14 protein-coding genes are annotated in these 14,645 nt (G+C 39.6%); 13 read left to right on the top strand and 1 reads right to left on the bottom strand.

Annotated features, from left to right (window positions below):
* Window position 1 precedes the first annotated feature (1 nt).
* From GMA13_RS03735 to GMA13_RS03695, 9 genes are all read left to right on the top strand, one after another.
* The gene (locus GMA13_RS03735) at window positions 2-808 is read left to right on the top strand and encodes an ABC transporter permease (RefSeq protein ID WP_255882763.1); all 807 of its coding nucleotides are present in this window, start codon (window positions 2-4) and stop codon (window positions 806-808) included.
* Between the two features lie 231 nt (window positions 809-1,039).
* Window positions 1,040-1,951 carry a carbohydrate kinase family protein gene (locus GMA13_RS03730; RefSeq protein ID WP_255882762.1) on the top strand — a complete coding sequence of 304 codons (912 nt, stop codon included), beginning with the start codon at window positions 1,040-1,042 and terminating at the stop codon, window positions 1,949-1,951.
* Between the two features lie 351 nt (window positions 1,952-2,302).
* A complete protein-coding gene (locus tag GMA13_RS03725; RefSeq protein WP_255882761.1) occupies window positions 2,303-4,183 on the top strand; it encodes a protein kinase in 1,881 nt (626 codons plus the stop codon).
* A 35-nt stretch (window positions 4,184-4,218) separates the two neighbouring features.
* Window positions 4,219-6,417 carry a leucine-rich repeat protein gene (locus GMA13_RS03720; RefSeq protein ID WP_255882760.1) on the top strand — a complete coding sequence of 733 codons (2,199 nt, stop codon included), beginning with the start codon at window positions 4,219-4,221 and terminating at the stop codon, window positions 6,415-6,417.
* A 42-nt stretch (window positions 6,418-6,459) separates the two neighbouring features.
* Complete coding sequence (locus GMA13_RS03715; protein ID WP_255882759.1) at window positions 6,460-7,125, top strand: FHA domain-containing protein; 666 nt, start codon at window positions 6,460-6,462, stop codon at window positions 7,123-7,125.
* 1 nt (window position 7,126) lies between these two features.
* Complete coding sequence (locus tag GMA13_RS03710) at window positions 7,127-7,969, top strand: PP2C family serine/threonine-protein phosphatase (RefSeq protein ID WP_255882758.1); 843 nt, start codon at window positions 7,127-7,129, stop codon at window positions 7,967-7,969.
* Window positions 7,970-7,985: 16 nt separating this feature from the next.
* Window positions 7,986-9,476: a trypsin-like peptidase domain-containing protein gene (locus tag GMA13_RS03705; RefSeq protein ID WP_255882757.1), complete on the top strand. Its 1,491-nt coding sequence runs from the start codon at window positions 7,986-7,988 to the stop codon at window positions 9,474-9,476.
* Between the two features lie 7 nt (window positions 9,477-9,483).
* Window positions 9,484-10,209, top strand: a complete 726-nt coding sequence (locus GMA13_RS03700) for a PP2C family serine/threonine-protein phosphatase (RefSeq protein ID WP_255882756.1) — start codon at window positions 9,484-9,486, stop codon at window positions 10,207-10,209.
* Between the two features lie 27 nt (window positions 10,210-10,236).
* Complete coding sequence (locus tag GMA13_RS03695) at window positions 10,237-11,820, top strand: VWA domain-containing protein (RefSeq protein ID WP_255882755.1); 1,584 nt, start codon at window positions 10,237-10,239, stop codon at window positions 11,818-11,820.
* A gap of 38 nt (window positions 11,821-11,858) precedes the next feature.
* Here the strand turns inward: GMA13_RS03695 and GMA13_RS03690 are convergent, their stop codons facing one another.
* Window positions 11,859-12,428: a DUF305 domain-containing protein gene (locus GMA13_RS03690; RefSeq protein ID WP_255882754.1), complete on the bottom strand. Its 570-nt coding sequence runs from the start codon at window positions 12,426-12,428 to the stop codon at window positions 11,859-11,861.
* Between the two features lie 320 nt (window positions 12,429-12,748).
* Here GMA13_RS03690 and GMA13_RS03685 point away from each other — a divergent pair, with 320 nt between their 5' ends.
* The 4 genes from GMA13_RS03685 to GMA13_RS03670 all read left to right on the top strand — a co-directional run bounded on the left by GMA13_RS03685 (window position 12,749) and on the right by GMA13_RS03670 (window position 14,616).
* Window positions 12,749-13,090, top strand: a complete 342-nt coding sequence (locus tag GMA13_RS03685) for a helix-turn-helix domain-containing protein (protein ID WP_255882753.1) — start codon at window positions 12,749-12,751, stop codon at window positions 13,088-13,090.
* Window positions 13,091-13,230: 140 nt separating this feature from the next.
* Window positions 13,231-13,812 carry a helix-turn-helix domain-containing protein gene (locus tag GMA13_RS03680; protein WP_255882752.1) on the top strand — a complete coding sequence of 194 codons (582 nt, stop codon included), beginning with the start codon at window positions 13,231-13,233 and terminating at the stop codon, window positions 13,810-13,812.
* 116 nt (window positions 13,813-13,928) lie between these two features.
* Window positions 13,929-14,231: a DUF6809 family protein gene (locus tag GMA13_RS03675; RefSeq protein ID WP_255882751.1), complete on the top strand. Its 303-nt coding sequence runs from the start codon at window positions 13,929-13,931 to the stop codon at window positions 14,229-14,231.
* A 13-nt stretch (window positions 14,232-14,244) separates the two neighbouring features.
* Window positions 14,245-14,616, top strand: coding sequence for a TnpV protein (locus tag GMA13_RS03670; protein ID WP_255882749.1), 372 nt, complete (start codon window positions 14,245-14,247; stop codon window positions 14,614-14,616).
* Window positions 14,617-14,645: the final 29 nt, after the last annotated feature.

Here is a 14,645-nt window from a genome sequence, read left to right as displayed (position 1 = left end):
GATGAAAGATATACTTTCTTTATTTTTTGCATATGCAAAATCGGGACTTAAAACACGCTTTCAGTACAAGCTTGACGCCATCGTAACAACTTTTGCTGTGTTTTTAAGAGAGGCGGCAGGGATAATTGCAATGTACCTTGCGCTTTTGAAATTCGATACGATTAACAACTGGAACATAAACGAGCTGATGTTCCTTTTTAGCTTGATTTTCATTACATACGGAATTTTTATCGTGTTCTTTATGGCTCTGCGTGATTTCTCAGACTGGATAAAGCACGGCGATATCGACAGGGTAATGCTAAGACCTCGTGGAATTTTAACACAGCTTGTAATGTGTGGCGCAGATTGGCTTGCAGCACTCGGACACGGAACGCTTGGAATAGTGCTTTTTATCATTTCGGCAAACAGTGTGGGAATTGAATGGAACGCTGTAACGATAATATATTACATTGTCACAATCGCAAGCGGTGTGCTTATTCAGGGTGCAGTATTTTTGTTCTTTTCTGCAATCAGCATTTACTTTATTGAAACCCGAAGCCTTAAGGAAATTATGTACTGGAACTTAAGAAGATTTGCTGGTTATCCAATCAGTATATACAATAAGCTCATACAAACGCTTTTGATATTTGTAGTACCGTTTGCATTTGTAAATTACTTTCCTGCACAGTTTTTATTGCGCAAACCCGATATGGCGGCATATCCCGAATGGTTTATGTATATATCACCGTTTGTCGGAATTGTGCTTTATGTGATTGCATACGCTTTCTGGAAATTCAGTATGAGATTTTACAAAAGCACCGGTAACTAAATTCTGCGCCAAGCTGCAAATCTCAAAACAAGAGATATTTCTCGCTGTTAATGAATTTGTATACGTATTATTTACATTACCTTTGTGGTCGACTACTATAAAATTCTTGTGTTGTATATATAAGTATATTGACAATTATTTTGTGAGGTATTAGAATGAATTTGTGATATAAATGTGTATCAAAAGGCAATAATTTACAAAATCATATATAATAAATATACAGAGGTAAATATGAGTAAAATATTAGTATCCGGATTAATTAATACAGAAACAACATTAAAAATAAATGAATTTCCTATTCCATACTACCCAATAGATTATCCGTTTTTCGGGGTAAACACACGAGTATCAGGTGTCGGATATAACCTGACAAAAGCGCTGACCGTTTTATCTGACGAAGTAAAGCTTTGCTCTGTTACGGGAAATGATTTTGCCGCAGAATACATAATCAGTCAGCTCAACGAGTTGGGTGTGTCGGATAATTATGTAAAAAAAGGTCTTAGTCAAACTCCAAGCAGTGTAGTTCTTTACGATAGCAGTGGCAAGAGGCAAATACATTGCGATCTTAAGGATATTCAGGACTCACAATATGGCTTTACTAAGGAGATTTTTGAGGAATGTGATTTAATTATTGCGTGTAACATCAATTTTAACAGAGAACTATTAAAATTGGCGAAAGAAGCAAATAAGGAGATAGCAACAGATGTGCATGTGCTGTCTGATATTGAGGATAGCTATAATTCTGACTTTATGAAATATGCAGACATTCTATTTCTGAGTGATGAGAATATCGGCGCTGATTACAGGGCTTTTTTGACTGCCATAGAGCAAAGATATCATAACGAGATTATTGTTCTCGGCAGGGGAAGTAAGGGTGCTTGTATGTACGTAAAAAAAGAGGACAGGTTTTATGACTTGCCTGCAATCAAAACCGGAGAAGTTGTTAATACCGTCGGTGCAGGAGATGCTTTGTTTTCGGGTTTTATTCATTATCATACAAAGGGATACACACCGGTTGAGGCGTTGCTCCGTGCCGAGATTGTGGCGTCGCTTAAAATAGGACATAACGGAGCGTCAGAGGGCTTCCCGAAAGAAGCAGAGGTAGAGGCGGTTTATAATACGATTTCAAAATCTGAGCTATAAATATATAAGCCGTGATACAGGTGGCACCGCAACAAATGAATTGGATAATGCAAAATAACAAGAGGTAAATTTGTTTCACATCCAAAGCATAGAATAATAAAGCTTCCGTGTAATGTGTTCGCATTATACGGAAGCTTTTGTGTAGTAATGAAGCTTTACGAAAATATATTTGTACAGAAACAGGCACTGAGATGAATTATGTGCTTTTTTCCGGTCTCTCTCTAAATTTATTCTTTACTTTTTAAGCAAGTAATGTTATACTTAAACTGATTTTATGTAGTATTTACTTTATTTAAAGAAAATTATGCAAGATTCTGTACAAAAATAAAGCTTTTAGAGGGGTTTATGCAGATGGGAACGTGCTACAATTGTTTTCAAGATAAAGGAACAAGTGATATATGTTCCCACTGCGGCTTTGACTCTCGAAAAAATAGGGAAAAGTATCCTCTTGCACTGCCATACGGTACGGTATTGGGTGGAAAGTATATTATCGGCAGAGTCCTCGGTCAGGGTGGCTTTGGTATTACATATTTAGCGCAAGACTATCATACAAAGGAACTAATTGCGGTTAAGGAGTATTTTCCTGATTCTTTGGCAATGCGAACAAATGAGTGGACTGTTTCATCTTATACAGGTGAACGTGAGGAAAACTTCCTCTACGGAAAGGAATGTTTTCTTAACGAGGCGCAGACTCTTTCGGAATTTATCGACAACAAAAACATTGTGAGCATTTACAGTTATTTTGAAGAGAATAATACTGCATATTTCACTATGGAGTATATCAGGGGTATAAGCCTTCAGGATTACATAAATGAGCATGGCGGAAAAATATCTTGGGAGGACGCAAAGCGGATTTTTTTCCCTGTTATGGATGCCCTGTCAGATGTTCACTCAAAGGGTATAGTCCACCGTGATATCAGTCCTGATAATATATATATAACAAATGACGGTATGCTTAAGCTTCTTGATTTCGGAGCTGCCCGTTACAGTATCGGCGACAAAAGCCGCAGCCTTGACGTTGTACTTAAGCACGGCTATGCGCCGAAAGAACAATATACCCGTCGTGGAAAACAAGGACCTTATACTGACGTTTATGCTTTGGCTGCAACAATGTACAGGTCAATTTCCGGTCGTGTTCCTCCGGATTCAATCGACAGAATGGAGAATGATGAGTTAATTCTTCCAAGCTCTTTGGGAAGTGATATTCCTGCAATTGCACAGGATGCTCTTGTTCAGGCTTTAGCGGTACAGGCAGACGATCGTTTTCAAAATATACAGCCATTTAAGAATGCGCTTGAATCCGCAGATATTTCGTGTCAAGATAGCACATCTCAATCTGATAAATTTCAACTTGACACATCTAATTCTGACTTACCTAAGACCGACTTGTCACTACCTGACAATCGCAAAAAGCATAAACTATTAATCGGCATAGGTGTTTCAGCAGTTGCTTTGGTAGCAATCAGTATTTTACTGATTTCTTTGTTTTTGAATAAAGGTTCTTCAGATTTGACTGATAAAGCAAGCTATACATCGGCTGTAATTAAAACTGAAGAAGAAACAACCACACAGAAGGAACCCGAAAAAGAAACTCAAGAAGAAACCGAAGAGCCTGAGGTCATTGTATCGTCTTATGAGGATATGAGCTTTGCAGATGCCAAAAAAGAACTTGAGAGTTTAGGCTTTACTGTAAAATCAAAGACTGAATATAGCAACAGCGTAAAAGAGGATTATGTTATTTCCCAAAGTATTGAGGAAGGAACCAAGGTGGTTTCACCCTCAACTATCACCCTGACAGTATCAAAAGGCAAGAAGCCTGTTCAATCACAGTCTTCGGCAGTACAACCGCCTAAGGAAGAATCTGTTTCACCCGCTCCAACAGGAAACCGTGTTGATTTCTATTATTATTCTCTTGTTGTTCCGTCTGACTGGGTGTATTCTACCAATGCGGTTACCGGTGAGGTTACATTCTACGAAAGCTACAATTACGAAAATAATTACCATGCAGGACGCTTGTTCTCAATTAACGTATTCAGAAACGAATCAGAAATTGATGAGTTTATAAGCCAAGGACGGCCCAATACAACTATAATCGGAGAATCAAACGGAATGTATTTTACCGTAACATTTCCTACGGATCTACAATATATGAATGACGCAATATCTGAAACCAAATACAAAGCTGCACAAGAACAGATAGATTCTGTTCTGTCAACAATTGTATTTTCATAATTTTAAATTACCATCAAAACATCAGGAGGGAAACTATGCAACAAAACAACATCTGCTATAACTGTTTCAATGAGAAAGGAAATAATCAGATATGTCCACATTGCGGTTATAATCAGCAGCAAGACAGAGAGAAATACCCAATGGCTTTGCCAGTCGGAACGGTGCTTGGCGGCAAATATATTCTTGGCAGAGTGCTTGGGCAGGGAGGCTTTGGAATTACATACAAAGCGCAGGACTATCAGACTAAGGAGATTGTTGCAATTAAAGAGTTTTTCCCTGATACAATGGCAACAAGATCTAATTCCACTGCTGTAACTGCTTTTACACAGCAACGTGATCAGAGCTTTCTGTATGGTAAGAAATGCTTTCTTGATGAGGCAAAAACGCTTGCGGAGTTCATTGGCAACCCAAACATAGTACGTGTTTACAGCTATTTTGAAGAGAATAATACCGCATATTTCGTTATGGAGTATGTCGATGGTATAAGTCTTAAAACGTACCTTGAGAATAACGGCGGCAAAATTACATTAGAAAACGCTGAAAAGCTACTCTTTCCGATAATGGATGCGTTGTCAGCTGTACACTCTAAATCTATTATTCACAGAGATATAAGCCCTGAAAATATTTCTATTACAAAAGACGGTGTTGTAAAGCTTTTGGATTTCGGCGCAGCACGTTACAGCTTTGGCAACGAAAGCCAAAGCCTTGACGTAATCCTTAAACACGGCTATGCTCCTAAGGAGCAGTACACAAGAAGAGGCAAGCAGGGTCCGTTTACTGACGTATATTCGTTTGCCGCAACCTTTTACAAGGCAATTACCGGGCGAATTCCGCCTGATTCCATAGACAGAATCGATGATGACGAACTGATTATGCCAAGTGCTCTCGGCTGTAAAATTCCAAAAAATACAGAGGATGTACTTATAAAGGCGCTTTCTGTTCAGACTGCTGACCGCTATCAGAGTATGGGAGAATTCAAAGCGGCGCTGTTAGCTTCGCAACAAGAAGAAAATACCTTCCAAACTGATTTTTCATCAACAACTGCAACAAATGTAATAAATTTCGGTCAAACGCAGACAGTGCAGCAGAATACGAGTAATTTTTCTCAGAATCCTAACTATTCTCAGCAGAATACGAATAATTTTTCTCAGAATCTTAACTATTCTCAGCAGCTTAATACTGCCGGTGGATATGGCAACGCACAAAACACATTTACAAATCAGCAATCATCCTTTGTTGTCAAGAAAAATAAACCGAAGTGGTTAGTGCCGGTGATTTCGTGCGCAGCTTCACTTGCAGTAATTGCTATTGTTGTCATAATAATTGTTGCTGTATCGGGAAGTAATAAATCAGCGGTTGTTCCGGAGAATTTAGAGAACTCAGCTCAAAGCAGCGTTGTTGGCGATGAGAATTTAGAGAACTCAGCCCAAAGCAGCGTTGTTGACGAAGAGGATTTAAAGAATTTTGAGTACACAATAGAATCTGACGGTGTGACTATTGATGAGTACTTAGGTGACGATTCTGAAGTGACAATACCCGCTATAATCGAGGGCAAACCTGTGACTGCGATAGGTGAATCTGCTTTTAACTTTAATAGCGACGTTGTAAATGTAACTATCCCTGACGGTGTTGTTGTAATAGGAAAAGATGCTTTTCGCTCTTGCTCTAATCTTGAAAGCATAATTATTCCGGACAGCGTAACCGAAATAGGTGGTTCATCGTTTTGGGGAACTGCTTTGAAAAGTGTTACAATACCAAAGGGTGTATCTGAAATAAAAAAATGGACTTTCATTGAATGTAAGGACCTTGAGAGTGTTACAATTTCAGAGGGTGTTACTACAATCGGAGACAGTGCATTTAAAGAGTGCAGAAGCCTTAAAGACATATCATTTCCAAGTAGCGTGACAGAGATAGGTCAATTTGCTTTTGCGGATTGCAGCGGTCTTACAAGCTTGACTATACCGGAAACTATAACCGACATCGGCGACCAGGCATTTGGAAATTGCAACAATCTTAAGAGTGTAACCTTCTCTGATGGTGTTACTACAATATTTGACAGTGTGTTCTTTTCCTGTGATAATCTTGAAAGCGTAACTATACCGGATAGCGTAACGTTAATTGACAGTAGTGCTTTTCTTGACTGTGACAGCCTTAAGAAGGTATCTATACCTTCAGACTGCGAAGTTGCTTCGGCAGCGTTTAATAGTGAGGTTGAAATTACAAGGCGGAAATAGGATAGTGAATTATACAAATTAATCATATTAGGAGGAAATATCATGCCAAGAATTGAATGTCCCAACGGACATGTATATGATACAAACCAGTATTCAGCTTGTCCTTACTGCAACAATCCGATAAATGTTATTACTTTTGGTGGCGCAAATGGTAATAATCAATCAAAAACAACGGCTCCTGGTATAAACGGCAATGCTCAATTTGGTAGTCCGAGCAGTACAAGAGGGGGAGAATACTCTCAGACTGATTTGGGCGAGCCTAACAAAACAGTGGCTCCCGGAAGCCATGTAAAGCGTATTGAAGAGGAAAATAAAACTATCGGAGTTTTTAAAAAGGAGCATGATATCGACCCGGTTGTAGGCTGGCTGGTTTGCATTGATGGCCCTGAGAAAGGCAAGGATTACCACCTGTGGGCACGTATCAACACTATCGGCAGAAGTGAAAAAATGGATGTGTGTATCAGAAATGATAACACAATTTCTAAGGAAAACCATGCACGTTTGGCTTATGATCCTAAGCACAATAATTACAAGCTGATTCCTGCTGACAGCAAAAATAATATCTATCTTAATGACGAGCCTGTATATACTCCGACAAAGATAGAGGCTTACGATGCTATTGAGTTAGGTATGTGTAAAATGGTATTTATTCCTTTATGTAACGAACGCTTTAATTGGGATAACGGCTTAACGCAGACGGAGTGTTGATATGGGGTTTTTCTCACGTAAAAAACGCAAAATTGAGCCTGTTACTGTGCTGCCAACTGAAATTGCTCAGCCAATTCAAATAAAACGTTTGCTCAGTTATAGGGTGTCTAACCTTCAGGGACTCGGAAGCAGACAGGCACAGGAGGATTCCTTTGCCTTTGCAAACAGTGCGGATGTTACAAAAATAAGAGAGAAGGGACTTCTCGCTGTTGTTGCCGACGGAATGGGCGGAATGAAGGACGGAAAGCTTGCAAGCGAAACGGCAATTCAAAGTATTCGTTCTGATTTCGATAATTTTGAATGTAATAAAGATTTGCCGGGACAGCTGTGCGATACACTGTATAATGCAAGTGAAAAGGTGTATTCATCTCTTGAAGGTGAAGGCGGCAGCACTGCCATAGTCTGCCTTTTTTATGACGAAAAGCTTTATTATGCCAGCGTTGGCGACAGCTACCTTATACTTAAAAGAAACGGTCAGATTTATCATCTTAACAGAAAGCATACTGTTTTTAACAGGGACTGTGCAGATGCAATCAGAAACGGAGATATGGATCCAAGTTACCTGAAGCTCAACCCTGAGCGTAATGCATTGACTCAATTCTTAGGAATGGACGAACTATCTGATATTGACTGCTTCAAGAAGCCACTTTCTCTTGAAAGCGGCGACATAGTTCTGATGTGCTCTGACGGTGTCGGAGGAGTGCTTAGCGAACAGGAGATAAGCTCCTGTCTTAATAACCCCTGTCCTGAAGCTATGTGCACGGCAATAGAGCAAAATATAGTTGCTAAGGGCAGACAATATCAGGATAACTATACTGCGCTGATTATTCAGTGTGAGTATTGAATAAGGAGAGATATTAATGAAAAAGAAAATTTTATCGCTTGTGTTGGTTTTGGTTCTTGTTTTTGGCATAAGCGTTATGCCTGCTTCGGCTGCTGATACTCGTGACGGCGTTGCTGTGGTATTTGTATGCTTTGAACATCCTGACTATGGTTGGGTGGGCTATGCCAGCACCGGTACCGGTTTCTTTGTAGGAAACAATGGGGAAGACCCTAAGCACTTGATTACGAATCAACACGTAATAGAAATGTACGAACAGCTTGGCAAAGGCGAACTGGTGAATGCACCGGCTGAATATCTTTCTCAGAATAAAGAAGATGCCGGTAAGTATGTGACGGGACGCTGTAAAATCTATGTGTATTTTGATTCACTTAAGTCCGGAGACTGTGTTGAAGCTTATCCGGTTGAATCTGACAGCGTAAAAGATCTGGCAATATTAAAACTTGCTGCTCCTACATCAAAGCGTAGGGCACTTCCGCTTCTTGAGCCAACTAATGATATGGTCGGTCAGAATAACATACATGCCGTTGGTTTTCCAAGCGTATCGGATAACATACTTGCCGATTCTACTACATCATGGGGGCTAACAGATGCTACGGTAACCGGCGGTTCAATAACGAGAATGTTCGTTCAATCCGGAACCGGTGTTGAAAACCTACAAATCGACTGTGAAATAAACCCCGGTAATTCAGGAGGTCCTCTTGTAAATGATGACGGTGCTGTACTTGGAGTAAACACAAAGTTATATTCAGATAATTCAGATTCTTCAACTTCAAAGCTGTATTATGCAATAAATATATCAGAAGTAATTCCTATGCTTAATAAAAATAATGTACCTTACTATAAATATACAGCTGAATCAGCAGAAACTCAGAATACTAACCCTTCAGATAATACCGTAAGCACAGACAGTGCAACTGCAATAGCAGAAAACAGCTCTGACGCTTCCAACACTGCAACCGATACCTCAGCTGAACAGGCAATAGCAGCTCCGACTGTAACACCTACTGAGCCTGCTTCTGATTCTTCAACTTCTGATTCTATGACGGTCTTGTGGATTGTGCTTGCAGTGGTATTTGTTGTGCTGGTTGCAGGCGGCGTAATAATATTCCTTGCTGTTAACAAAAGAAAAGCTGAAAAAGAGAATGCTGAACAGGCTGCCGCAATAGCTGCTGCAACGCCTGTTCAAACGCCAATGTTGCGCTCACTTTCGGCACAGCATAAAGGGTTAAAGGTTCCAATCAACAGCACTCAAGTGCTTATTGGAAGAAGTAAGGCGGACTGCGCTATTGTGTTCAGCGATAATACTCCGGGTGTAAGTGGACGTCATTGTTCAATTTCCTATGATCCGGCAACAAAAGATTTTATTCTAACCGATTTGCGTTCAACCTACGGCACTTTCCTTCAGAGCGGTGCAAGGCTCACTCCTGCAGTTCCTTATCGTCTGCGTTCCGGTGACAAATTCTATCTCGGAGAGGTTGGCAATATGATTGCTGTGGAGTTGGGGTGATTCTCTGATGAAAATTGACAGCTTCAAATTTTCTTCTCCCGGAGGCAGAGAGCTTAACGAAGATTATGTTGGTATGAGTAATACCAACACAGGTGGCATTTTCGTTCTTGCAGACGGATTGGGCGGACATCGTTTTGGTGAGTTAGCGTCAGAATGTGCTGTGAACACTATCCTCTCAGAGCTTTCGGACGTATCAGAAACTGATACAGAAATACAAGCAAGGATTCAGAAGTCAATAGAGAACGCTAACACTAAAATTATAGAATTACAGCAGGAAAAAGCAGCTTCCATGAAAAGCACGGTTGTTGTTCTAAATATAGACTCAGATTCTGCATTTTGGGCGAACGTTGGTGATTCACGTCTTTATTATTTGAGCAATAGTGAGATTAAGGCTATTACTGAGGACCATTCGGTTGCATATAAAAAATATAAGTGTGGCGAGATAACACGTGCTCAGATAGGCTCTGATGAAGACCAGTCAAGCCTGTTGCGGGTTCTCGGAAAATCAGACAGCTGTGCTCCTGATTTTGCTTCGGCAAAATTAAACTTGGGTGATGGCTTTATGCTGTGCTCCGATGGAATTTGGGAGTATCTGTATGATAATGAGGTTCTTTTCGACTTTTTAAAAGCCGATACTGCAAGGGAATGGGCAGAACTGATGCTTCTAAGGGTTATCGAACGAATTCCGGGCGATAATGATAACTTGTCTTTAATCACTATAATTCTTAAGTGATTGTCGCCTTTTGAAAGGACAGATATCATGAAAAAGAAAATCACATCATTAATTCTAATATTTCTTCTGATAATGCCGTTTGCATTATCGCTTAATGCATCTGCTGTTTCTGACTCTCCTGCTGATAATACGGCTTCCTATTATCTTGGGGAAACTTTCTATTCTTTTCTCAATCCGAAAAACGAAACTGAGTTTCTTAACACAAGGGTTAATCTTCAGATTGATGATTCGGTTACAGAAACAACTGCCTATCCAAGAAAGATTACCAATACAGACACTTTAGTAAGCTATATGTTTTTAATTGACGCTTCAACTTCAATGCCGGCGTCTGCAACAAAAGTTAGTGATGTTGTCAGCGGACTGTTAAATAATGAAAAACAAACCGCTTCAGTAAGCGTCGCTACTATGGGCGAAAAGTTTGAAGTACTTGCAGAGAATATAACAAGTAAGGAACACGTTTTAGAAGCAGTCAATAAAATCAAATATATCCAGGAAGCCTCTGAAATTTGTGACGGCATTTTGGATGCAGTTGCTTATTTAAAAAGCAAAACACCTCAACCCGGGGAACTTGTAAATATTGTTGTGATAACAGATGGCGATGTATATATGAGTGACACAGGAAGGTCTCCCGAAGCAATTGCCAGAGTTGCTGATTCGACTAAAAATACCGTTAAGGACATTTCAGAGATTGTTATTCATACCGTTTGCTTTGGCGAATGGAGTAACTCGACCTATGATGCTGTATCTGTCGGAAGCGGAATTGACCTTACAGCATACAGTTCTTCTGCCGCTGCTGAATCAGGAGCTAAAATTGCAGGATTTGTTGACAGCCTTTCTCGGGTTGACATACGGTGTAACATCAAAAATACATCGAGCCGCTTTGATGCAGAGCTTTTAACCACAGCAGCAAATTCTCTTTATTCTGAGAGTATAGAGCTAAGCAACATCAGAAATATGAATGTTGAAGATTCGTATTCAATTCCACTGTTTGATGAAGGCGGAAATCTTATACCGAGAAATCCGTCAGGCTCAACATCAGAAGAGGAAGACAGCACCGAATCAAATACCGATAAGGCTACTGATAAAGCTACAGAGAAGACAACCGAGCAAATAACTGCAAAAGACACCGTTGCTCCTCTGCAACCATCACAGGGTGACTCTGAAAGTGAACCAACTGAAGGAATTGCTTTATTCACTTTCTTGCCAATCATCATAATAGCTGCTGTAATAATTGTTGTAGCGGCACTGCTTATCTTTATCTTTGTAAAGCGTTCAAAATCAAAGAAAAATAAAAACAGTATTAAATCAGGCCCCTCAATAAGAATACAGACTCAGGTTATCTGCGGTGTCTTAAAGCAAGGCAATACTGAGATTATGCTTTATGATGAACTATTTATTGGCAGCGGCGATGAATGTGATATCGTGTTTGAAGATAATAATATGCCTGCGAAATGCACAAGAGTATTTTTTAAGGATGGCATAGTTTATATTGAGGATCTAAACGAAAATTCCAACACTTATCTTGGCGGTATGAAGATTTATTCTCCAAACAGACTCAGAAGCGGCGATGAAATATCAATAGGTAATTCAAGCTTTATTCTGCGTTTCTGATGAAATCTATCAGTTAATCAAGTCCTTTGTGGGAATTTTTAGCATCCTAATTTCTTAAGCAAGCTCTCCATCTCTTGTACTCCTTTTTCCTGTGATTTTATGATTGCTTGTAAAATAGGATTAAGTTCTGAACAAATTGGATATCGCAATGCATTTTTCGACATTCGAATAGCACCTTGATGATGCGGAATCATTTCTCTCATAAAATCTGCATTTATATTGTTATCAGAGCAGGCGTTGCGCATTTGTGAGAACATCATCCGTGTTATCCGGTCATAGCACTTTTTGTATCGGCATAAATCAAGTTGCGTATTTATAACAATTTCACAATTCATTAAAGCTCTTTCCATGTTCTCAATGCTTTTGGTTTGTTCCTTCACAATATTTTGCGCAATACGCTGTAAAGGAACAAAATTTGTATACATCAACAGATTTTCCGACATTTCAATAGCAGCCCTGTGATGCGGTATCATTTGCATAATAAAATTGTGGGATATGCTGTCAGTTAGTTTTGCGCAGTTCATTCCAATAATCATATCATCAAGTATTTCATAATAATTGCATAAATATCTTTTTATGTCTTTGTTTGATTGTTGACTGTAATTCATCCGTTATTCCTCCTTCATTTTTCAATTTATGTATTATATGATAAATACGTGATACCATGAAGAAGAATAAATAACAAAAACGGATAAGTCAGCAATAATTTTAAAGTATTCGTTTGATTGCGAATTCTATGCAATGCTCCGTAATATTTAAATAAACGTCAAAACCCCCGATTATCGGGGGTTTTGTTATGGACATATTCTTGTCCTTTTTTGGTGGAGAGGGTGGGATTCGAACCCACGGTATCATGATGTACAACTGATTTCGAGATTTTTGCCCATTTTATCAAGAATAGGCTGTTTTAGGCGGCTTTTGGACGTATTTGACTACCTTAGAAACGCAAAAATGGGCAAAAATAGGGGTAAAAATACTATTTGGAGAGAACTCAGGAGAGAACAAAATCACGTCAAAAAAGGAGTCTTTTTTTATGAGCAAAAATAAAACAGAGGACTATTATAAAACAATGTTACCGGATCAACCTGATGTTTTATCGGTTGCAAAAGTCCAGCAAATACTAGGGATTAGCCGACATTTTACATATGAACTGATCATGACGCATCAACTCAAAGCACTGCGAATCGGTAACTCATACAGGATTCCAAAGGTCTGTTTGATCGAGTATATTTTGAACGGTCTTGGGAAATTTGGAGAGAACTCCAAGTAAAAAAGTGTCCTAAAACCGCTTGAGTTCGAATTTTTACGATTAGAGAGAACTTTGGAGAGAACAAACACATAACATCGTACCGTGGCAATACACACAGGACGAACTTCAAGCCGACAAATAAGTTCGAAAGGCGTATTGCTATGAAATATCACAGACCGATCAACTGGAACGAAGTTCCCGACGTTATCACGAAAGAACAATTCTATCGTATCTGCCACATCAGCAAATCCACGGCTTTATATCTTCTTAAAAGCGGAGTGGTCCCGTGTGAATATTCGGGTAAGAAAACCCGATGCTACAAAATCAAAAAAGATGATGTGCAAAAGTATTTGGAGAGCAAAGGTAAATTCCCTGAATACTATGCCGCACCTAAAGGGTGGTACGCAAGTAACTGTACTGCAACAATCCCCGGCAAACTATCTGAAGATACAACAAAGAAGCTTTATGCGTATTACAACGAGCTTTTGTCGGATTATAAAGATGTAGTTTTCGCACAGGATGTTGTGAAGCTTACCGGATATGCCAAGGCTACGATCAACGGTTGGTGTGCCAAAGGGCATATCAAGCATTTTGCGAAAGATAATAAATATTACATTCCAAAAGTGTTTCTAATTGAGTTTTTCTGCTCACCATATTTTCGCAGTATTGTCCGTAAGACTTCTTGGCATATACAGACGATCAATGAGTTCCATCACCTTATGCAGAAAGAACGGAGAAAATAACCGCTTCTGAGCATCCACCTTCGGGTGGGTGCTTTTTCAATGTGCGATTTCAAAATTTGCACAATCGCACACCGAATTACTTTTTGCTACACTATAGCCGTAAGGGGGTGCAGACAATGGCACGATTTATAGAAGAATTTTATTATGGAAATATTGATCCGCAGGCTCGTAGCATTAAGAAGAATAAGATGGTACAAAAGGAAATGGCAGTGCTGTCCAAAACCGAAGAGCAGCTCACGAACGCCCTTCAGGATGAACAAAAGAAATGGTTCCTCGACTTCTCAAATGCTTGGAGCATCGTCAACGGCGAATCCAACCTTAATAACTTCATTATGGGATTTCGTTTCGGCGCAAACTTCGCCTATGATGCTTTTATATCAACCGAAACACCGTTTGAGGACTTACTGAAGGAATCGTAAAGGAGGATTACATATGAAATCAATATTTGAGCAGCAGGGCGGTACATACACGATGCAAGGCGATTATCAACTGCCAAACCTGCTCCCACCCACCGAAGAAGAACGCCCCATCGGTGTATGGGGACAGCGTAGATTAAACTACTTGAAGCACCACCGTAAAATCTTGTACTACAACCTGCTCACTTCCGGCAAGCTACATTCCCACCTCGCAGACATCGAAGAACAAGCGCAAGATCTCTTTTCTCGGTTGGTAAATGAATATGCAGCACAAGAAGGCATTGACGAACATCTCAAAGCAATTGATCAGATGGCGTGGTTACAGAAAATGAACAATATACAAGCAAGAGTTCGGGAGATCGTTAATTCCGAAGTAGTTTTTATATAATGGATTATCAACAGGTATGGGAGTAAACA

Origin of the sequence: Ruminococcus sp. zg-924 (assembly GCF_024433635.1) — a bacterium.
Lineage (GTDB): Bacteria > Bacillota > Clostridia > Oscillospirales > Acutalibacteraceae > UBA7067.
Note: the sequence above shows the minus strand (reverse complement) of the source record. Positions and strands in the feature narration are given on the sequence as shown.

Excerpts from the sequence above, each read along its gene's own strand:
- GMA13_RS03670 (WP_255882749.1), top strand. The coding sequence starts at position 14,245 with ATGAAATCAATATTTGAGCAGCAGGGCGGTACATACACGATGCAAGGC.
- GMA13_RS03720 (WP_255882760.1), top strand. The coding sequence starts at position 4,219 with ATGCAACAAAACAACATCTGCTATAACTGTTTCAATGAGAAAGGAAAT.
- GMA13_RS03730 (WP_255882762.1), top strand. The coding sequence starts at position 1,040 with ATGAGTAAAATATTAGTATCCGGATTAATTAATACAGAAACAACATTA.
- GMA13_RS03725 (WP_255882761.1), top strand. The coding sequence starts at position 2,303 with ATGGGAACGTGCTACAATTGTTTTCAAGATAAAGGAACAAGTGATATA.
- GMA13_RS03675 (WP_255882751.1), top strand. The coding sequence starts at position 13,929 with ATGGCACGATTTATAGAAGAATTTTATTATGGAAATATTGATCCGCAG.
- GMA13_RS03710 (WP_255882758.1), top strand. The coding sequence starts at position 7,127 with ATGGGGTTTTTCTCACGTAAAAAACGCAAAATTGAGCCTGTTACTGTG.
- GMA13_RS03735 (WP_255882763.1), top strand. The coding sequence starts at position 2 with ATGAAAGATATACTTTCTTTATTTTTTGCATATGCAAAATCGGGACTT.
- GMA13_RS03680 (WP_255882752.1), top strand. The coding sequence starts at position 13,231 with ATGAAATATCACAGACCGATCAACTGGAACGAAGTTCCCGACGTTATC.
- GMA13_RS03690 (WP_255882754.1), bottom strand. The coding sequence starts at position 12,428 with ATGAATTACAGTCAACAATCAAACAAAGACATAAAAAGATATTTATGC.
- GMA13_RS03695 (WP_255882755.1), top strand. The coding sequence starts at position 10,237 with ATGAAAAAGAAAATCACATCATTAATTCTAATATTTCTTCTGATAATG.
- GMA13_RS03715 (WP_255882759.1), top strand. The coding sequence starts at position 6,460 with ATGCCAAGAATTGAATGTCCCAACGGACATGTATATGATACAAACCAG.
- GMA13_RS03705 (WP_255882757.1), top strand. The coding sequence starts at position 7,986 with ATGAAAAAGAAAATTTTATCGCTTGTGTTGGTTTTGGTTCTTGTTTTT.
- GMA13_RS03700 (WP_255882756.1), top strand. The coding sequence starts at position 9,484 with ATGAAAATTGACAGCTTCAAATTTTCTTCTCCCGGAGGCAGAGAGCTT.